The sequence below is a fragment of the Novosphingobium sp. genome (assembly GCF_036733805.1).
Lineage (GTDB): Bacteria > Pseudomonadota > Alphaproteobacteria > Sphingomonadales > Sphingomonadaceae > Novosphingobium.
In genome coordinates this window covers 15232-34337 of the sequence record NZ_DAIMZT010000005.1, presented here as the reverse complement: position 1 = coordinate 34337, position 19106 = coordinate 15232, and the positions used below count along the sequence as shown (strand labels likewise).

Sequence of the window (19106 nt, the reverse complement as noted above, 5' to 3'; positions counted from 1 at the left end):
TGGGAGATCGACCATGATGAAGCAGGTGCTTTCTGTCATCGCCGCGGTAATTGCGACGGCTAGCGCCGCCGCCGCCGGCCCGACACAGGTCATATCCAGGGATAGTCACGGCCGAGCCACGGAAGTGCAGGTTTGACGGTCAGAATTACGCCGTCTGCAACGCTCAAAAGCAGGATGAATGCATCAATCCGGCCAGGCCGGACTGAATTGGGGTAATCAGCCCCTTCAACATTGGGCGCGCGAGCATGAACCCGCCAAAACCAACAGCGCATAAGACCGTGCCAGGAGACGGAAGGTGGGCGCCGGGAAAGTAGGCGTCCCATCTACGTTCACGACTGGCCCTGCCACCGCAGGATATGTAGCCGTGCCTTACCCGTATCCCGCATGGTCTCCGTTTCGAAACCCCTGATCGAGACAGTTTCGTCCCGCGCCGTTTCGAGACTGATCCAGGTCATGTGGCCGATCCAGCCGAGCCTTGCCAGCTTATCGATCGCGACCGCGCCGGCGCCGGTCCCGTAAGGCGGGTCCAGCAAAACGAGATCAAGCGGCTCTCGTGCTGGCCCGAGCGAGAGAACGGAGCAGGCGCGCACCTCGCTGCGGGTCTGTGCTTGCAGGTTTGCGATGTTGCGTCGGATCGCGCGGATCGCCGCTGGATCCTGGTCGATGAAGAGGCAATGCGCGGCACCGCGTGACAAGGCTTCAAGCCCCAACGCGCCCGATCCGGCAAAAAGATCGGCCACCTTCAGGCCCTCGAACGAGCCAAGGCGGCTCGTGAGCATGGAAAACAAAGTCTCGCGGGTGCGATCGGCCGTGGGCCTGGTGGTATCACCCTCAGGGGCGGCCAGCTTGCGTCCGCGCCATTCGCCCGCCACGATGCGCAGCCCGTCTTTCATTCCTTGCCTCCCGGCAAGGTTCGCCGGAAAGCTTCGATGTCACGGGGGGCGACTTCCCCGGCTGTGCCTTTGGGCAAATTGCCGAGCACAAAGGGGCCATATGCCGCCCGGATCAAGCGGCTCACTTTAAGGCCGAGATGTTCGAGCACGCGGCGGACTTCGCGGTTCTTGCCTTCCGACAACGTCATTTCGACCCACTGGTTGCGCCCGGTGCGGCGCTCCATATTCGCGTCGATCCGGCCATAACGTACGCCGTCAATCTCGATCCCGTCGATCAGATCTTCAAGCTGGGCTTGTGTAATATCTCCGAAAGCGCGCGCACGATAAGTGCGTGGCACCCCAGTGGCGGGCAGCTCCAACTGGCGCTTGAACTCGCCGTCGTTAGTCAGCAGCAGCAGCCCCTCGGTGTTGAAGTCCAACCTGCCGATCGGCATGACTCGCCCGGCTCCTGCGGGAAGCGCATTTCTTAGCGCCGCATAGATCGTAGGCCGTCCGGCCGGATCGCGTTCCGCCGTGATAAGGCCGGCGGGTTTGTGGAACACGAACAGACGCGTAGCTTCCGCTTCCTTGACCGGCTTGCCGTCAACCGTCACGCCTTTCAAACTGGTGAGCACGGTCGAGGGTGCATCAATCACCTGTTCTCCCAGTTTGACGCGTCCTTCCGCGATCAGTCGTTCCGCCTCCCGCCGGCTGGCAACTCCGGCGCGGGAAAGCAGCTTGGCGATGCGTTCTCCCTCGCGCGGGGGCAGGGAAGGTGATTTAGGCGTCGGAGCTGCCGCGCGTGGTCTATTCGTTCGCGCCCTTTCGCTGTCGGGCTTGCGCGAGTGCGGCGGCGCGCCGCGGCTGCTGTCGGAATGGCGGCCGCGTGGCGGACCGCCCCCTGGCCCGCTGGTTTTTCTGGGAGGTCTTGGCATGGCAGTGCCTTAGCTGTTGATCGGCAGTTCATCCAGCCTTCCCTTGAGGGCGTCGGGCGTTAAGCTCCGATGTTTGCAGGCAGGAGGCAATATCCAGGCATGACTACCGCAGCAACTACGAAGCCGGAGCGCCCAAAAGGGCTGCGATTGCTGTGGCTGGCCTTGCAGAACCGCAAATCGGCGATGATGCTTGCCTTTGGTTTCTCGTCCGGCCTGCCTTTCGCGCTCCTGGTGGGCACGCTGACCGCCTGGCTGGGGGAAGTTGGCGTGAAGCTGGCGATGATCGGCGTCTTCTCCTGGATCGGCCTGAGCTATTCGTTCAAGTTCATATGGTCGCCGGTAGTTGACCGGGTGCGTTTGCCTGGGCTGGAGCGACTGGGCCGACGCAAGAGCTGGATCGCATTGTGCCAGGCGTTGATCCTCGTTTCCCTCGCCGGCATTTCCTTTACTGATCCCGTAAATTCAATCGGCAGCTTCGTCGGCTTTGCCTTCGTCGGTGCGCTGGCTTCCGCCACGCATGATATCGCGATAGACGGCTGGCGGATCGATGTTGCGGATGATGATGTGCCGATCGAACTGCTCTCGGCCATTTATCAGTTCGGGTATCGCACTGCCTCTATCGTGGGAGGGGCGATCGCGCTGGTTATGGCAAGCCATATGAGCTGGGCGGAGGTCTATCTGGCCATGGCCGCGGTGGTGGCGGTCCTGATCGCGCTGACATTGGCGGCGCCGGACACGCCGCGCCCCCAACGTCAGATCCTGCAGGGAGCGCTCGCGGAGCCCGGCGCACTCAAGCCGCACACACGCGCTGTATGCCTTGGCGTGGTGGGGCTGAGTTGGCTTTGGGCGATCTGGCGCATCGCCAGCTTCGCGGTCTCGATGCTGAATGAAGCCGCGCCGGGCGAAGCGCCACCTTCGGTTGCCGATTTTACACGCATCTGGGGGCCGTGGATTCTGCTCGCAACTGTCTTCCTGCCCCTTGCGGTCGCCGCCTTCAGCAATTGGTTGAAGACCCGGCCGGATCAAGTGCTGGCCCGGCATGATCCAGTGCATTCCACCGCACGGACGGTCGCCAATCACCTTTATTCCGCGTTGGTCGCGCCGCTGGCGGAACTTGCCGGGCGACTGAAGATAGGTGTGTTGATCGTGCTCGGCTTCATCCTGACATATGCGATCTGCTATAATATCTGGGCCAGTTTCGCGTATCCTTTCTACCTTGATGAACTGAAGTATACCAAGGAAGAGGTCGCCTTCGCCTCCAAGATCTTTGGCATCGTGATGACGATGCTGGGGATCAGTCTGGGCGGCTATCTGTTCACCCGGATCGGTCGATTCCCCACGATCATGCTGGGCGCTGTGCTGCCACCACTCGGCAACTTTCTTTATGCTGACCTTGCGGAAGGGGGGCATACGATTGACGCGTTTTCACATCTCTTGCGGCTTGATTCGTTGGCCGCCTCCCTGGGTTCCGACGGACGGATGACGCGGTTGTTGCTGGCGATATGCTATGAGAACGTAGCCACCGGCCTCGCGCTGACGGCCTTTGTGGCCTACGTATCCGGCATCGTCAGCAAGCGTTACGGCGCGATTCAGTATGCGCTGCTTTCATCATTGCTTTCGCTGGTCGGCACCCTCGGACGCGGCGCGGTTGGTGAGGCGTTTGATCTTTACGGCTATGCCCCCGTATTTCGGGTGACCGCGGCGACCGCATTGATATCGGTGCTGTTCGTGTCGCTGGAATGGCTGCGCGTCAGCCGGGAAAAACGGGTCAGTCCGGAATCTGTTGATTAAGTCGCAGCACTTCGCCCGCCAGATAGAGCGAACCTGCGATCAGCACGATTTCCCCTGCGTCTGGATTGATGGGAAGCCGGCGCAGCGCTTCGGCGACGTTAGCCGCCGCGCCAGGCCGGACCTTGTCTGAAACCTGGGCGAAAGCCGCGACGTCGTGTGAAGGATGACCGGGAACCGGAACCGCCGTCACACTCGCCAGCCGGCCTTCCAAAGGGGCGAGCAGCGCAGCCGGATTCTTGTTTGCCAGCATGCCGATGATGAGATGTATTGGCGCGTTCGAGGCGCTGAAATGGCTCGCCAGCGCTCTGCCCGCGTCAGGGTTGTGCCCTCCGTCGAGCCAGCATGGAGCGCGCGAAGGGAGAAGGGCGGTCAGCGGACCTTCTCGCAGTGGTTGGAGACGCGCCGGCCAATGAGTACTGCTGACGGCGCTGGCCAGCGCCGCCTCGGACATCTGGATCGCATCCTGGTGCCGCAGCATGGCCACCGCGAGGCCCGCGTTGCTGATCTGATGAGCGCCAGGCAGGCCAGGTGCGGGAAGCGCTACTTCTCCCTTAGCATCGCGATAGATGAAACCTTCGGTTTGGGGATGAAGGGACCATTCGCGCCCTTGCCGAACGAGCGGCCCGCCCGCCCGCGCGGCCTGGTCGGCAATGGTCTCGTTCATCGCTGGGGTATAATCGAGCGTGACGAGCGGCACGCCGCGTTTGGCGATTCCCGCTTTTTCAAAGGCGATGCGAGAAAAGGGCGCGCTTGGTGCGCCTTCTTCGGCGGCCAGCAGGAACGCCTCGTGATCGATGCCGAGCGAAGCGATGCCGCAGACCGCGGGGCTTTCCAACACGTTGGTTGCATCGAAACGACCGCCCAAACCAACCTCGATCACACAGGCATCGGCCGGGGAGTGGGCGAAGGTCAGAAAGGCGACGGCGGTCGAAATCTCGAAAAAGCTGGCGGCGATCCCTGCTGCTTCGGCCGCATCCAGCACTTCTGCAAGCAGGGCTGCCAGGGCTTCGTCGTCGATCAGTTTTCCGGCGATGCGAATCCGCTCATTAAAGCGCACGAGATGCGGGCTGGTGAAGGCATGGACCTTATGGCCCGCCGCCTCCAGAGCGGCGCGCAGAAAGGCGCAGGTCGATCCTTTGCCGTTGGTCCCGGCAATGTGGAATACGGGCGGCAAGCGTCGCTGCGGGTCGCCAAGACGCTCCAGCAGCGCACCAATCGTTTCGATCCCGATCCGCCCCTGCGGCAAGGACAGCGTTCCGAGCCGATCGAGTTGCGCCTGCACGCGCGGATCGTCTGAAACCGCGAAGTCGCGCATAGTCAGCGCACCGAATGTACCGCGCTGGCAAGAGCGGCCGTCAATTCGCGCAAGGGAGCGGCCGCCGCGTCGCCATGCTGCTTCACAACGTCCACCAGTGCGGAGCCAACCACCACGCCGTCCGCCACTTTGGCGATTGCACTGGCCTGTTCCGGCGTACGGACGCCAAAGCCGACAGCGACGGGGATGTCCGATGCCGCTTTGAGCTTGCTTACCGCCTGCTCGATCGACGCCTGCGCGGCTTGCTGCATCCCGGTGATTCCGGCAACGGAGACGTAATAGAGAAAGCCTGAGGAGCCGCTGAGCACGGCGGGAAGCCGCGCCGCGTCCGTGGTAGGCGTGGCAAGCCGGATCAGAGAGACGCCTGCGGTGCGCAGGGCCGGTCCAAGCTCCGCATCTTCCTCGGGCGGAATGTCGACGCAGATCACTCCATCGACGCCCGCTTTGGCACATTCGATCGCGAACCATTCGGGGCCGCGAATGGTCATCGGATTGGCATAGCCCATCAGTACAAGCGGCACATGCGGATGGCGCTGACGAAATTCGCCCGCCATGCGGAAGATGTCCGCCGTGCGCGTGCCCTTGGCCAGGGAGCGAAGGTTCGCTTCCTGGATCGCCGGGCCATCGGCCATGGGATCAGTGAAGGGCATGCCCAGCTCGATCACATCGGCGCCACCTTCGACAAGGGCGTCCAGATTGGCGGCGGTGTCACCGTCACCGGCGGTGATGAAACAGACGAGGGCGGGGCCCTTTGCGAATGCGGTTTCGAAGCGGGTCATGTCAGAGATCCACTCCCAAGGCGTCCGCCACAGTGAAGATATCCTTGTCCCCCCGGCCGGAGACATTCACGACAAGGATCTTGTCCTCATCCATCTCGGCGGTGAGCTGGGGCAGGGCGGCCAGGGCGTGCGCGCTTTCCAACGCCGGGATGATGCCCTCGAGCGCGCAGCAGAGTTGGAAGGCTTCCAGTGCCTGGTCGTCCGTGATCGGCACATAGCGGACCCTGCCGCTTTCGTGCAGCCAAGAGTGTTCCGGCCCAAGGCCGGGATAATCGAGACCGGCGCTGATCGAGTGAGCTTCCGTGATCTGCCCGTCCTCGTCCTGCAGCAAATACGTCTTGTTGCCGTGAAGGATGCCGGGACGTCCGCCGGTAAGGCTGGCCGCGTGCTGACCGCTTTCGATGCCGTGGCCCGCAGCTTCTATGCCGACCATCGCCACATCGGGATCGTCCAGGAAGGGATGAAACATGCCGATCGCATTGGAGCCGCCGCCCACGGCCGCCACCAGCGTGTCCGGCAGGCGGCGCTCCGCTTCCATGATCTGTTCGCGGGTCTCGTTTCCGATCACGCTTTGGAAATCGCGTACGAGCTCAGGATAGGGGTGCGGCCCCGCCGCCGTACCGATGATGTAGAACGTGTCATGCACATTGGCGACCCAGTCGCGCAGCGCTTCGTTCATCGCATCTTTCAGCGTTTCCGCGCCGCTGGTCACGGGATGCACTTCCGCACCGAGCAGCTTCATGCGGAACACGTTGGGCTTTTGCCGCTCTACATCCTTGGCGCCCATGAAGATCACGCAGGGAAGGCCGAAACGGGCGGCGACCGTAGCGGTCGCGACGCCGTGCTGCCCGGCGCCTGTCTCAGCAATGATCCGCGTCTTGCCCATGCGGCGGGCGAGCAGGATCTGGCCGATGCAATTGTTTATCTTGTGCGCGCCCGTGTGATTCAGGTCTTCGCGCTTGAAATAGATCTTGGGGCCTTTGCCCGCCGGAGCCAGTTCGCGGAAGTGCTCGGTCATGCGCGGCGCATGATAGAGCGGGCTTGGCCGACCGACGAAATGCTTCAGCAGGTCTTCGAACTCAGCTCGAAAGGCCGGATCTTCTTTCGCCTTGCGATACTCCTTATCCAGATCGAGGATCAGCGGCATCAGCGTCTCGGCCACGTAGCGGCCGCCGAACTGACCGAAATGGCCGGTCGCGTCAGGCAGCGAGCGCAGAGAGTTCACGGGCGGTCGGACAGTCATAGAGCGCGCTTGGCAGAGGCTCCCACGCTTGTCCAGAGCAGCCTTGCCGGGCCCTTCCAATCGTCTTGCCGGAGGCGCAGCCCGGGCGGCGGACCGTTGGACCTTGCCCGTGTCCGAATGAATGGCGCAAAGGCGGATGAATGTGAAAAAATAACTTTAGGATTCAGTTATCTCGCGGTTGTTGTGAACTGTCGTTGGCCTGCGACCATTTGCCCTGAAATTGCCCCGATTGGTTCACCTGCGGGCAAGCGCGGCGGGCCTAGCCGGGGTGGGTCCCGGTAAGCCGGGAAGATTATCTGGAGTATCGATTATGCGTATTGCCATCCTTTCGCTTGCCGCGGCCGCCACCGCCGCGCTTGCCGCGCCGGCGTTTGCCAACGAGGCCCGCTTGGAGACTCGTGGCGGCGTTGTCTGGAATCACGGCGATACCGAAGCGACAGCGGGCGTGGCCGGTGGCTATGACTTCGATCTGGGCAGCCGGGCATTTGTCGGCGTCGACGTGTCAGCCGACAAGCTGCTGACTTCCGGTACACGCGTTTCCTGGGGCTTCGGTGGTCGCCTGGGCATGAAGACCGGCAGCGGCGGCAAACTCTATGCCCTGTCCGATTACCAGACCAAGAATTGCGCCACTTGCAATGAGTCGGTCGCGGTCGGCGGCGGTTATCAGCAGGATATTGGCCAAAAGCTCTACGGCAAGGTGGAGTACCGCCATAACATCATCGGCGATCACACGCCCGATACCGATGCCGTGCTTGCCGGTGTGGGCATGAAGTTCTGATCCGATTGCACCGAGGTCGGAAAAGAGGAGGGCGGTCCGCTTCGGGCGGGCCGCCTTTTTCTATGCCCTTTGAACGGCAGCGCAAAAGGCCGCGATCTTACCCTCGTCCTTGATGCCCGGTGCGCTTTCCACGCCTGAGGATGTGTCGACTAGCGGAGCGCCGGTAAGAGCGACCGCCTCGGCCACGTTTTCCGGGGTAAGACCGCCGGCAAGACCCCAGGCCACCGCTCCCTTCCACTGTGCCACCAGGCTCCAATCGAAGCTCAGGCCCATGCCGCCGGGCAGGGCGCCCTTGGGCGTCTTGGCATCGAACAGGATGAGGTCGGCGGCGCCGGCATAGGCATGAGCATGCGCGACATCATCCGCACTGGCCACTGACAGCGCCTTCCACACCGGCAGGCCAAAACGAGCGCGAACCTGAGCTGTGCGCTCAGGACTTTCCGAACCGTGAAGCTGCAGCCCGTCCAGTTGCGTGGCTGCGATGAATTGGGCAAGTGCGTCGTCGTCCGCGTCGACGAACAGCCCAACGCGGCGGACGCGACCCTCTGCACGCTCCGATAGCTCAGCCGCTTGTCCCGGGGATACGAAGCGCGGGCTCTTCGGAAAGAAATTGAGGCCGATATAAGCGGCGCGCGCGCGGATCGCCGCTTCGAGCGCGCCGGGGGTGCTGATTCCGCAAATCTTGATCGCTGGGGCAGGCATAGCCGCCCCTTAGCCTGTCAAACAATCACGGCGCCAGTTCGAATTGCGCCGTGACATTGACGTTCATCTCCAGTTCGCCGGCAGCCACCGGCGCGGGTGCGGCCGCGAAGTCCATGGCCCCTTTACGCATCGCCGTGACCATGATCGGCTGTGGGGCATAACCGCCGCTTTCGCTGATCGAGAGGATGCGGACGACACGCAGGCCCGCCGCCTTGGCATAGAGGTCGGCGCGGGCGCGTGCATCCTTGAGCGCTTTTACACGGGCTTCGTCACGCGCGGCGGCAGGTTCCGCCAGTGTGAAGTCAGGGCCGTTGACCTGATTGGCGCCCGCCTGGACCAGTGCGTCGATCACTTTGCCCATTTCGTCGAGCTTGCGTTGGCGCACCGAAACGGTGTTGTTCGCCTGATACCCGACGATGCGCTGCGGCCCCTCGACATCGCTGCCGTCTGGCAGGCGCTTGGGTTGGGAATAGACGGGGTTGAGATTGAGATTGCTGGTCTGAATGTCCCTGTCTGCGATCCCCGCCTGCTTGAGAGCGGCGATCACGCGGTTCATCTGAGTGGAATTAGCGGACAGAGCTTCGCTTGCTGTGGTGCCTTGCGTGGTCACACCGGCTGAATAGGCTGCCATGTCCGGTGTCCGGGTGGAACTGCCTTCCGCCGTCACTGTCAGCAGGGTGTGCCCCGCTTCTATCGCCGGAATCAGGCTTGCTTGGGCGGCTGCCGGCTGGGCGCTGGCGACACAGGTTCCAAGGATGAGGGCGCTGGCAAGCAGCTTCGGGCGTTTCATTCGACATCTCTCCATTTGTCCAACAACGACAACGGCTTGCCGCAAGGCAGATTGCGCGTGCCTGAACCGATGGAGCGAATTTATGGCGCTAGAGTGTCGCCTCTATGGCACGCGCTGCAGCCAGCGGATCGTCGGCGCGGCTGATCGGGCGGCCGACCACCAGCACGCTGGCACCCGCATCTCTGGCTTCGCGCGGGGTTACGGTGCGCTTCTGGTCACCGTTCTTGCCCCCCTTTTTGCCATTATCCGGACGTAGGCCGGGAACGACGAAGAAGCCGTCCTTCCACTGCCTGTGCACGGCGCTCACCTCATGGCCGGAACAGACGATACCGTCGAGCCCGGCGGCTTTCGCAAGTTCGGCGAGGCGAAGTGCCTGATCGTGGGGGGAAAAAGATACGCCGGTGGCGCATAGGTCATCCCCGTCAAGGCTGGTAAGAACCGTGACGGCCACGACCTTGCAATTTTCTCCCGCTGCGGCCTTGGCGTCTTCCATCATGGCGCGGCCGCCGGCAGCGTGAACGGTGACGATCGATGGTTCCAGCACGTGGATCGCCTGCATCGCGGCGGCGACAGTATTGGGAATATCGTGCAGCTTGAGGTCGAGGAAGATCGGCAGGCCCAGCTTGTGCAATTCATGCACGCCGTGATGACCATGCGCGCAGAAGAACTCCAGGCCCAGCTTGATCCCGCCGATATGGCCCGCAACCTTGCGCGCCAATGCTTCCGCGGCGTCAAGGCGGGGCAGATCGAGCGCAAGGTAGACGGGATTGTGATTCATTGCTCAGATTTCCGGAGAAGGAGTTGGCGGGAGGGCTTCGGAAAACGTCGCCCCCATTGATGGAGCGTCATCGGCGCGCGCGGCGATCGAGGGCAGGGAACTGGCACGCAGCGAATTTTCGAGGTTGGCGATCCGCTTGCCCAGGCGCCAGCGCACGGCCCGCAAGTAAAGCCACAAGGGCGCCATCCCTAACGCGAAGAACACCAGCGCGATGACCCCCACCGGCCATTCGAAATGGAAATAGTTGCCATCGTCCAGCGGCCAGAAATTCACCGGAACCTTTGTCCAGTTCATGGCAATGAAGGCAACCAGGATCGCTGTGACGGCGATCCACCCCACGGTACGGATGATCTGCATTCTTCCTCCTGCGCCCCCGCGTGACAGCGGATGCTAGGCCGGAATCCGGGGCAAGGGAAGAGCGGCAGGCACGTTCAGGCGCCGAACACGCGGGCGAAGATCGTATCGACGTGCTTGAAGTGGTAATCGAGGTTGAACTTCTCCTCGATCACTTCCGCCGGGAGCGCGGCGGCGACCTCCGGATCGGCCTTGAGCAGTTCCATGAGGCTGAGTTGTCCGTCGGACTCCCACACCTTCATCGCGTTGCGCTGAACGAGGCGGTAGCTTTCATCGCGGCTCAGGCCGGCCTGGGTTAGCGCCAGCAGGACGCGCTGGGAATGGACAAGGCCACCCATCCGATCGAGGTTCTTCTTCATCCGTTCGGGATAGACGAGCAGCTTGTCGATGACGCTGGTGAGGCGCGCCAGCGCGAAGTCCAATGTGATGGTAGCGTCCGGGCCGATGAAGCGTTCGACCGAAGAGTGCGAGATGTCGCGTTCGTGCCAGAGCGCCACGTTCTCCATGGCCGGGACGACGGCCGAGCGGACGACGCGGGCAAGGCCGGTCAGATTCTCGGTCAGCACCGGATTGCGCTTATGCGGCATGGCGCTGGAGCCCTTTTGCCCCGGCGAGAAGTATTCCTCTGCCTCCAGCACCTCGGTGCGCTGCAAGTGGCGAACCTCGACGGCAAGGCGTTCGATCGAGCTGGCGATGACACCCAGCGTGGCGAAGAACATCGCGTGGCGATCGCGCGGGATGACCTGGGTGGAAACCGGCTCGACGCTCAGGTCCATCTTTTCGGCGACGTAAGCTTCCACCGCTGGATCGACGTTGGCGAAAGTGCCGACCGCGCCGGAGATGGCGCAAGTGGCCACTTCCTCGCGCGCGGCGACCAGGCGCTTCCTGCAACGCGAAAACTCGGCAAAGGCTTCGGCCAGCTTGAGGCCGAAAGTCACGGGTTCGGCGTGAATGCCGTGGCTGCGTCCGATCGTGGGCGTATACTTGTGCTCTTGCGCGCGGCGCTGGATCGCGGTGAGCAGAGCATCGAGATCCGCGAGCAGGATATCGGCCGCGCGCGTGAGTTGGACATTGAGCGTGGTGTCCAGCACGTCGGAACTGGTCATGCCCTGGTGCATGAAGCGCGCTTCGGGACCGACCTGCTGCGCCACCCAATCAAGGAAGGCGATCACGTCATGCTTGGTCACGGCCTCGATCGCGTCGATCGCCGCCACGTCGATGACGGGGTTGCTGGCCCACCAGTCCCAGAGCGCGGCACCGGCGCTGGCGGGCACGGTGCCCATCTCGCCCATCTTGACGGCGGCGTGAGCCTCGATCTCGAACCAGATGCGATAGCGCGCTTCCGGCTCCCAGATGGCGGTCATCGCGGGGCGGGCGTAGCGGGGGACCATGGTTCGACTCCTACATTCCTGACGCGCGAGCCGCTAGGCGCGGGGGGGCGCAATGGCAAGGGCCGAGGCGGCCCCAATGCACGAAAGGGGCGCAGATGCAGAGGGCCGATACCGACGGTTGACACAGTTGACACGGTCCAGAGCGAAAACTCCGGCGGCTTTCGTAAGCCCGGCTGACGGCCCCGCCTGAGGGAAGGCATAGAATGCTCGTGGGACTGCATCGTGCAGGTATCGCAGATTTGTCCAGTGTAGGAAAATCCACCAAAAAATACGATAAATATATATTATTCAAATATTTAAGTTCAGAATACCTCAGTCCACATGAAAGTTTCAATACGCTCGCCGATCATCGTTCCTTCCGGCGCAAAGCTGCGCTCCATCACGACGCCTTTGCCATTGCGGCCGATGGCCAGAACCGTGCTGCAGCGAGTGCCGTAAGTGGGATTGTGAATGAAGACCGGCGCGAACCTGGGCTCGGGACCGTGATCTGAGCTGGGATCGATGGCCGGCGTTTCATCGCGCAGGGCATCGATCAACGGGGCCAAATTGCCGTGGGCATGTTCGAGCCATTGCACGAGCATGTTCTCGACCTTCAGAGTCTTGGGCCATGGCACATCGAAACCCCCGTTGGACAAGCCATGAATCCCGGGCGAGAGGGGGCGCCGCTCGATTTGCGGATGATTGGTCAGGAACCACGCGCTGCAGTTTTCGACCAGCACCAAGTTGAAAGGATTCATTTCCGCCATGTCGTGCGGCGTCGCACCGGTCAGCAGGTCCGTGACGAGACGCCCGCGTGAAGGACGGCCGGGTCGAGCGCCATCGGACACGCGGTAATTGGTGACGAGCGCGAACCTGCTCATCTCTGTTAGCCCGAGCCAGGTGCCGCCGCCTGTCAGGTCCCGGCCGGCGATAATGCCCGAATCATCCGTCCACCGTGCCAGGGGAGCGGCAGGCCGGGCGTGGAACTCATCCCGATTGCCGGCGCAGACGAGCAGCCAATCGGGATGCGCATCCCAGGCGAGCGCCGCGACACACATCAGATGAGCCCTTTGGCCTTGAGGCTAACATGCCCCTCGCGGCCGATAATCACATGGTCGTATACGGTAACCCCAAGAAGGCGTCCCGCTTCGGCGATCCGATTGGTAATCTCGATATCCGCGCGACTGGGGTTCGGGGCCCCGGAAGGGTGATTGTGCACCAGGATCAGCGCCGTCGCGCCCACGTCCAACGCGCGGCGGATCACTTCACGCGGATGGATGGCGGCCTCGTCGATCGAACCTTCTCCGACCAGATCGTCAAGAATCAGCATGTTCTTGGCGTTAAGGTAAAGCACTCGAACGCGCTCCACCGTCAGGTGCGCCATGTCGATTGTCAGATAGTCGATCAGGGCCTGCCACGATCCCACCACGGGGGCCTCGCGCACTTGCTGGCGCGCCATGCGGGTGGCCGCGACACGAACGAGCTGCAGCGCCACAGTGGTTGCTTCGCCCATGCCAGGGTGCGTGGCCAGCGTGCGCGGATCGGCATGGAGGACGCCGGCCAGCGAACCGAAGCGTTGCAGCAGGCTGCGGGCCAACGGCTTCATGTCTCGCCGCGCCACCGCCTGCGTGAGCAGAAGCTCGATCACCTCATGATCGGCAAGCGCCTCGGTTCCGCCGTCCAGCAAGCGCTTGCGAAGCCGTTTGCGATGACCGGAGGGATCATGAGCCGCATCAACGGAACGGGAAGTCGGCGCGGCGCATTCATCAAAGAGTGGGGCATCGTCAGGCATATGCTGCGCAACCAATTGCCTTTCTCGCGCCGCCAGCGCAAGGGATGGAGCAGATGGTGCAAGAGCAGGACCAGTCCCCTGACGCCGATCTTACGGCGAACGACACGGGCGCACCGTCACTTCGCCGTGCCCGCGGGCGTACCGCATTGTTCGTCGGCGCCGGCGTGCTGACAGTCGCGCTGGGTCTGACCTGGGCGATGCGCAAGGACATCGCTGACAATGTGATTGCCCGGCAGCTCGATTCGCTGGGTCTGCATGCGCGCTACACGATTGTGTCGGTCGGTCCGTCCGAGCAGGTGGTTCGCGATCTGGTGATCGGCGACCCGGCTAAGCCGGATATCACCATCAAGGAACTGCGCGTGGCCACGCGCCTGGATTGGGGCATGCCCGGCATCGGGCGGATAACGGTGGTAAAGCCGCGCCTTTATGGTGACATGCATGGCGGAAAGTTGACTTTGGGCAGTCTCGACAAGGCCCTTTTCAAAGGGAAGGGCGGCCCCTTCGAGATGCCTGACCTCGATCTGGCGGTGGTGGACGGTCGTGCGCTGATTGAGAGCGATTATGGGCGGCTCGGCGCTAGATTGCAGGGCAAGGGCCGGCTGCGGGGGGGATTTTCCGGCGAACTGGCCGCGATCATGCCGACGCTCTCCATCAACGGCTGCAAGACGGGGCAGGTGACACTTTACGGAAAGGTCACCACGGCAGCGCAGAAACCCAGATTCGAAGGGCCGGTGCGGCTTCGGGACCTGGTCTGTCCAGCACAGTCGCTGGCGCTGGCCCGCGCGGGTTTGCAGGCGAAGGTCACTTTCGACAAGGGATTGGACGGAGCCGAAGGGAAGTTCGGTCTTAGCGCCGATCGTGGACGTTATGGGGGCAATGCGCTTCAGGGCGCGTCAGGCACCGGCGGCTTTACTTATCGCAAGCATGCGCTGAACGCTCGCTATCGCGTCGCAGCCCGCGGCGTGGTGACGCCGCAAGCACGCTTCGCCGCACTTTCCTTTGACGGGCGCGCCCGCTCTGCAGAAGGACTTGGCCGTTTCGATGTCGAGGGCGATTTCGACGGCAACGGGATAGCGCTCGGCTCCCTTCCTGACCGGATGCTGCTTCAGACCGAGCGTGCGGGCACGGGAACGTTGCTGGCGCCGATCGCCGCGCAAGTACGCGCGGGCCTGGCGCGCGAAACCCGCAACAGCACACTGGCGGTCAACCTGATCTTGCGTCGTTCTCCCGAGGGGATGAGCATGGTCGTGCCACACGGCGCGCTCAAAGGCGGCAGCGGAGTCTCCTTGCTGACGCTTTCGCGTGTTCAGGCGATGTTCCCCGCCACGGGCAGGCCGCACGTGACCGGGAATTTCGTCACCGGCGGTCGTCAGTTGCCGCAGGTTTCCGGGCGAATGGAAAGCTATGGCGGCGCCTTGGCGATGCATGTCGACATGCCCGAATATAGTGCTGGCAACGCCCGCATCGCTTTGCCCCGATTGGCGCTCGCGGTAAGCGCTGACGGAACCTTGGCATTCAGTGGGCAAACCGCAGTCACAGGCGATCTGCCCGGTGGCCGTGCCGAAAATCTGGTGCTTCCGATTGACGGGCGTTGGGCCGCTAATGGCGACCTCTCGCTTTGGCAGACTTGCACGCAAGTGACGTTCGATCGCCTGACTTTCGCAAGTCTGACGGTTGACCGCCACCGACTGAAACTATGTCCGGCCGGTGGTGGGGCGGTTGTGACCGGGCAGGGTGCGGAATGGCGGATCGCTGCCGGCGTTCCCACACTTGATCTCGCCGGCCACCTCGGGCAGACGCCCATTCGCATTGCCAGCGGTCCGATCAGTTTTGCCCGAGCGGGCTCGCGGCCCGGCGCGATAAAAGCGCAGGCGCTCAAGATCGATCTGGGGCCGGTTGCCAACGCTTCGCATTTCAGCATCAGTGATCTGCAGGCAAGCGTCGGAAAGGATATAGCCGGGACGTTCGATCGCGCCGACATGGGGCTTTACGCGGTGCCGCTTGATCTTCGGAACATGGCTGGCCGCTGGCGCTATTCCAACGGGATGCTGGCAATCGACGGCGCGCGCTTCACACTTGTGGATCGCCAGAAGGACGCTCGCTTCAAGCCGCTGATCGCGCGCGACGCCGTCCTGCATCTGGCGAACGATGTCGTCACGGCACAGGCGGTCCTTCGCGAACCGATGAGTGACCGCGAAGTGGTGCGGGAGGAAATCGTCCACAATCTTGCCACCGCCGCCGGGCACGCGGACCTTACGGTGAAGGGTGTCCGGTTCGATCAAAAGCTGCAGGCCGATACGCTCTCACCATTGGCGCTTGGCGTAGTCTCGAACCTTGAAGGCACCGTCCGCGGCACCGGACGCATCGACTGGAATCCCAAGGGCGTTACGAGCCATGGCCGCTTCGCCACGGATGGGCTCGCCTTCGCCGCGCCTTTCGGCCCGGTTAAGGGCCTTGTCGGTGAGGTGGCGCTCACTGATCTGCTCGGCCTTGTTACGGCTCCTGACCAGACGCTGCGCATCGCCTCGATCAATCCCGGCATCGAAGTGACGGACGGCATCGTCTCGTTCGAGATGAAGCCGGATCATCTTCTCCAGATCAATGGCGCGCACTGGCCCTTCATGGGCGGCACGCTGGCGCTGGAGCCGGCGCGAATGAAAATCGGCATCGCGGAAACCCGCCATTACACGCTGAAGGTCAATGGCCTTTACGCATCTGCGCTGGTTCAGCACCTGCAGCTAGAAAACCTCAGCGCATCGGGTGTTTTCGATGGTGAACTGCCCCTGATCTTTGACGAGAACGGTGGGCGCATCGAAGCGGGCCGCCTCGTCTCGCGCCCACCGGGGGGCAGCGTCGCTTACGTGGGCGAGCTTAGCTACAAGGATTTGTCGGCGATGGGCAATTTCGCCTTCGAGGCGCTCAAGTCGATGAATTACCAACGCATGGAAATCTCGCTGGACGGCACTCTGGCGGGTGAAATCATCACCCGCGTCAGCTTCAACGGCATCAGCCAGGGCGCCGGGGCCAAACGGAATTTCCTGACAAAGCAGGTTGCGAAGCTGCCGATCCATTTCATCGTCAACGTTAAGGCGCCGTTCTTCAGCCTCTTTGCCCCGCTGCGCTCGCTTTACGATCCCACTTATGTAACCGACCCACGCACGCTGGGTCTTATCGGCACGGACGGGCGGCCGCTTCCGAACCGAGGCGCCGAACCGGTCAGCCCCGAACCGACCATTCAGCCTCCAGTCAGTGAGAAAAATCCATGAAGGCACGCGAATTGACCGGAGGCTTTCCGGCTGCGAAGTACCCTCCCAACAAACGGCGGGGCGAAATGAAACTGCAGCGGGAAAATCACGGGTCCGGCAGGCGCGCCGTTCGCGCCGGTGTGATGCTGGTGGTCGGAGGCGCGATCGGAATACTGGGCGGATGCGTGAATGTCGCGGCGCCCGAGAAGCCGATCGTGATCGAACTGAACATCAACATCCGGCAGGAAGTAGTCTATCGTCTGGACGGAGACGCGGCCAAGACGATCGAGCAGAACAGGGACATTTTCTGATGGCCAGATGGACTATCAAAGGTTTCAGAACGTTGGGAATGGCCGGCGCGGCTGCCGTGTTGGCGACCGGCGCTGTCACGGCCCATGCCGAAGGGCGCAGTCCCGAATATGCCGCCGCGCGCGCCGCCGGTCAGGTGGGTGAGCAGCAGGACGGTTATCTCGGTGTCGTGGGCAGCCAACCGGCCTCGGTCACCGCGATGGTGCGCGATCTGAACAACAAGCGCCGCCAAGTCTATACCGAAGGCGCCGCCACGTCGAAAAGCACGGTGCAGGAATACGCCACAGCCTCGGCCTGCCGCCTGCTGGCGGAAACAAGGGCGGGCGAAAAGTACCAGGCGCCTGACGGTTCGTGGCAAACGCGCGGTCCGGCCATGCCTCAGCGCCCGGCGGGCTGCAAATAACCGTGGCACGCCGGTAGTCCGGCACGGACAAAGGCATTCAGCGGCAGAGTTGGCGCTGACTGTTGATGCTTTCTCTGCGGGAGGCGGTCGTATCAGGTCTATCACGTTTTAGGCACTCTATGATTGCTGCGCCGATCCTGAAGTGGAACCATCGCCGGCCAGAGATGGCGCCGGAACACCACGTTGAAATGCGAGAAGGTCAAGCGAGGGCGGCTCCTCCCCGGTCAATATCGAGCAGCAGGCATGCGCTTGCCCGCGATGATGCGTCTGATGGTTGAATAAGTGCTGGAGGATATCCGCGACCCGCTGCTCCTGTGGCTTGCCGCCGATCGTCCGGTAAGCATGAATGCGGTCCAAGGCGGCTTCATCGTAGCTTGAGACAACCGCCAAGATTCGTTCGTCCTCCTCGACGCGGGCGCGCGCTAGATCGTGTCGATCCTTGTGTATGATGGCGTCAAGTCGATCAGGAGGCACACCTTCACCTGTCAGACGACGAAGCCACAGTCGATCGATGGCAAGCAGATGATTTAGCGTGCCATGCAGGCTCTTGAAGAAAACGCCTAAGGGACGCCGATAAGCCTCGTCCGGCAAGGCAAGGGCAGCCGTATAAAGGCGGGCATTTGCCCAACGATTGTAACCGGCGAACTGGTTGAAGACTGTTGCGTTCATGTTTGATCTCCTCCCTGGAAGGTAGCGGCTTTGCGGAAAGAATTGCGTGAGATATATTCACGCGTCGCATCGGGGGCACAGGCGACATGGACTTACCTTCAACCAGAAGCTTGCAGGCTCTTGCCGCCCTGAAAAGCGCACCAAGCCTATCGAGGGCGGCTGAGGCCCTAGGTGTGACGCGTTCGGCGCTCTCGCACAGGATCGCAGAATTGGAACGGCAGCTCGGTGTAACGCTTGTGCGTCAGGTTGGCCGATGCGCCAAATTGACGGATGACGCAGAAGCCCTCTTGATGGTGATGGGAGACGCGCTCGACCGTATAGAGGCCGCTGTGACACCCCTTCGGCGCCGACATGGACAATTACGGATCAGCACAGTTGCAACCTTTGCATCGCGCTGGTTGATACCGCGTCTTTCGGACTGGCAACGTCAAAACCCCGATGTGGAATTGGCTATCTCCACAACGACAAGAACAGTTGATCTGGAAGCTGAAGACTTCGACTGCGCCATTCGGCACGGTCTCGGTGGTTGGGGAGGTCTGATCGCAACCCGGCTATTCCACGAAACGCTGCATCCTGTCGCACACCCTGACATTGCAGAGTTGTGCGACGCCAGCACCGTCATCCGCGCGCGCTCCCGTTTTCGGGATTGGAATCGTTGGTGGAGAGCATTGGGCAAGGTCGGCGATCCGCCTGATCGGAGCATGGTGGTCGAGACCCGGGCGCAGGCGATGGAAGCCGCCTTGGCAGGCGCGGGCGTCGCGATGATGGATCACGCTTATACCGCGCCCTATCTGGCGACCGGCCATCTTTACGCCCTAGGCCCAACGCTCTCTCTTGGGGAGGGCTACTACTTTGTAAGGCCGCGGGCGGGAAAACCACGATTGAATGCGATAACGCGGTTGGAAGCGTGGCTCCTAAGTCATGCGCGGCCTGATCGGCAGTTCACGGCTTCAGGATAGCCCGTTGAGAATCTCGCATCTG

Annotated in this window: 19 protein-coding genes; 6 read left to right on the top strand and 13 right to left on the bottom strand. The window is 62.5% G+C overall.

The features are described from left to right. Positions 1-329: 329 nt before the first annotated feature. Together rsmD and V7D69_RS02560 are read right to left on the bottom strand one after the other, a co-directional pair. Positions 330-893: a 16S rRNA (guanine(966)-N(2))-methyltransferase RsmD gene (gene rsmD, locus V7D69_RS02565; RefSeq protein ID WP_324061922.1), complete on the bottom strand. Its 564-nt coding sequence runs from the start codon at positions 891-893 to the stop codon at positions 330-332. Then, positions 890-1807 (bottom strand): pseudouridine synthase, encoded by a 918-nt coding sequence (locus V7D69_RS02560; protein ID WP_324061920.1) that lies wholly within the window; start codon positions 1805-1807, stop codon positions 890-892. The genes rsmD and V7D69_RS02560 overlap by 4 nt, the downstream gene beginning before the upstream one ends. A gap of 99 nt (positions 1808-1906) precedes the next feature. On the opposite strand from V7D69_RS02560, the gene V7D69_RS02555 reads away from it, so the two are divergent. Continuing rightward, positions 1907-3598 (top strand): AmpG family muropeptide MFS transporter, encoded by a 1692-nt coding sequence (locus V7D69_RS02555; RefSeq protein ID WP_333604992.1) that lies wholly within the window; start codon positions 1907-1909, stop codon positions 3596-3598. Here the strand turns inward: V7D69_RS02555 and V7D69_RS02550 are convergent. The 3 genes from V7D69_RS02550 to trpB are packed head-to-tail and all read right to left on the bottom strand — an operon-like array spanning position 3576 to position 6935. After that, complete coding sequence (locus V7D69_RS02550) at positions 3576-4913, bottom strand: bifunctional folylpolyglutamate synthase/dihydrofolate synthase (protein WP_333604991.1); 1338 nt, start codon at positions 4911-4913, stop codon at positions 3576-3578. The two genes, V7D69_RS02555 and V7D69_RS02550, sit on opposite strands and share 23 nt — an antisense overlap. 2 nt (positions 4914-4915) lie before the next feature. After that, the gene (gene trpA / locus V7D69_RS02545; protein ID WP_324061914.1) at positions 4916-5692 is read right to left on the bottom strand and encodes a tryptophan synthase subunit alpha; all 777 of its coding nucleotides are present in this window, start codon (positions 5690-5692) and stop codon (positions 4916-4918) included. A 1-nt stretch (position 5693) separates the two neighbouring features. Continuing rightward, entirely contained in the window at positions 5694-6935 is a 1242-nt protein-coding gene (gene trpB, locus V7D69_RS02540; protein WP_324061912.1) for a tryptophan synthase subunit beta, read from the bottom strand. A gap of 310 nt (positions 6936-7245) precedes the next feature. Here trpB and V7D69_RS02535 point away from each other — a divergent pair, with 310 nt between their 5' ends. Next, entirely contained in the window at positions 7246-7713 is a 468-nt protein-coding gene (locus V7D69_RS02535; protein ID WP_324061910.1) for a hypothetical protein, read from the top strand. A gap of 60 nt (positions 7714-7773) precedes the next feature. On the opposite strand, the gene V7D69_RS02530 is transcribed toward V7D69_RS02535, so the two are convergent. The 7 genes from V7D69_RS02530 to radC form a co-directional block, all read right to left on the bottom strand. Continuing rightward, positions 7774-8415, bottom strand: coding sequence for a phosphoribosylanthranilate isomerase (locus V7D69_RS02530; protein WP_333604990.1), 642 nt, complete (start codon positions 8413-8415; stop codon positions 7774-7776). 25 nt (positions 8416-8440) lie between these two features. Further along, complete coding sequence (locus tag V7D69_RS02525; RefSeq protein ID WP_324061906.1) at positions 8441-9205, bottom strand: SIMPL domain-containing protein; 765 nt, start codon at positions 9203-9205, stop codon at positions 8441-8443. Between the two features lie 88 nt (positions 9206-9293). After that, positions 9294-9983, bottom strand: a complete 690-nt coding sequence (pyrF, locus tag V7D69_RS02520) for an orotidine-5'-phosphate decarboxylase (RefSeq protein ID WP_324061904.1) — start codon at positions 9981-9983, stop codon at positions 9294-9296. A gap of 3 nt (positions 9984-9986) precedes the next feature. Continuing rightward, positions 9987-10340, bottom strand: a complete 354-nt coding sequence (locus V7D69_RS02515) for a LapA family protein (RefSeq protein ID WP_324061902.1) — start codon at positions 10338-10340, stop codon at positions 9987-9989. Positions 10341-10414: 74 nt separating this feature from the next. After that, positions 10415-11728 (bottom strand): adenylosuccinate lyase, encoded by a 1314-nt coding sequence (gene purB, locus V7D69_RS02510; RefSeq protein WP_324061900.1) that lies wholly within the window; start codon positions 11726-11728, stop codon positions 10415-10417. Between the two features lie 302 nt (positions 11729-12030). After that, positions 12031-12765, bottom strand: a complete 735-nt coding sequence (locus V7D69_RS02505; protein ID WP_324061898.1) for an NRDE family protein — start codon at positions 12763-12765, stop codon at positions 12031-12033. Then, positions 12765-13499 carry a RadC family protein gene (radC, locus tag V7D69_RS02500; RefSeq protein ID WP_324061896.1) on the bottom strand — a complete coding sequence of 245 codons (735 nt, stop codon included), beginning with the start codon at positions 13497-13499 and terminating at the stop codon, positions 12765-12767. The genes V7D69_RS02505 and radC overlap by 1 nt, the downstream gene beginning before the upstream one ends. A gap of 53 nt (positions 13500-13552) precedes the next feature. Here radC and V7D69_RS02495 point away from each other — a divergent pair, with 53 nt between their 5' ends. The 3 genes from V7D69_RS02495 to V7D69_RS02485 all read left to right on the top strand — a co-directional run bounded on the left by V7D69_RS02495 (position 13553) and on the right by V7D69_RS02485 (position 17456). After that, positions 13553-16765 (top strand): YdbH domain-containing protein, encoded by a 3213-nt coding sequence (locus tag V7D69_RS02495; protein ID WP_333604989.1) that lies wholly within the window; start codon positions 13553-13555, stop codon positions 16763-16765. A 65-nt stretch (positions 16766-16830) separates the two neighbouring features. Then, entirely contained in the window at positions 16831-17055 is a 225-nt protein-coding gene (locus V7D69_RS02490; RefSeq protein ID WP_324061892.1) for a YnbE family lipoprotein, read from the top strand. Beyond that, positions 17055-17456, top strand: coding sequence for a YdbL family protein (locus V7D69_RS02485; RefSeq protein WP_324061890.1), 402 nt, complete (start codon positions 17055-17057; stop codon positions 17454-17456). Before V7D69_RS02490 ends, V7D69_RS02485 begins: the two co-directional genes overlap by 1 nt. A 117-nt stretch (positions 17457-17573) precedes the next feature. On the opposite strand, the gene V7D69_RS02480 is transcribed toward V7D69_RS02485, so the two are convergent. Continuing rightward, positions 17574-18125 carry a DinB family protein gene (locus V7D69_RS02480; RefSeq protein ID WP_324061888.1) on the bottom strand — a complete coding sequence of 184 codons (552 nt, stop codon included), beginning with the start codon at positions 18123-18125 and terminating at the stop codon, positions 17574-17576. 86 nt (positions 18126-18211) lie between these two features. Here V7D69_RS02480 and V7D69_RS02475 point away from each other — a divergent pair, with 86 nt between their 5' ends. Further along, positions 18212-19084 carry a LysR substrate-binding domain-containing protein gene (locus tag V7D69_RS02475; protein WP_324061886.1) on the top strand — a complete coding sequence of 291 codons (873 nt, stop codon included), beginning with the start codon at positions 18212-18214 and terminating at the stop codon, positions 19082-19084. Positions 19085-19106 lie beyond the last annotated feature (22 nt).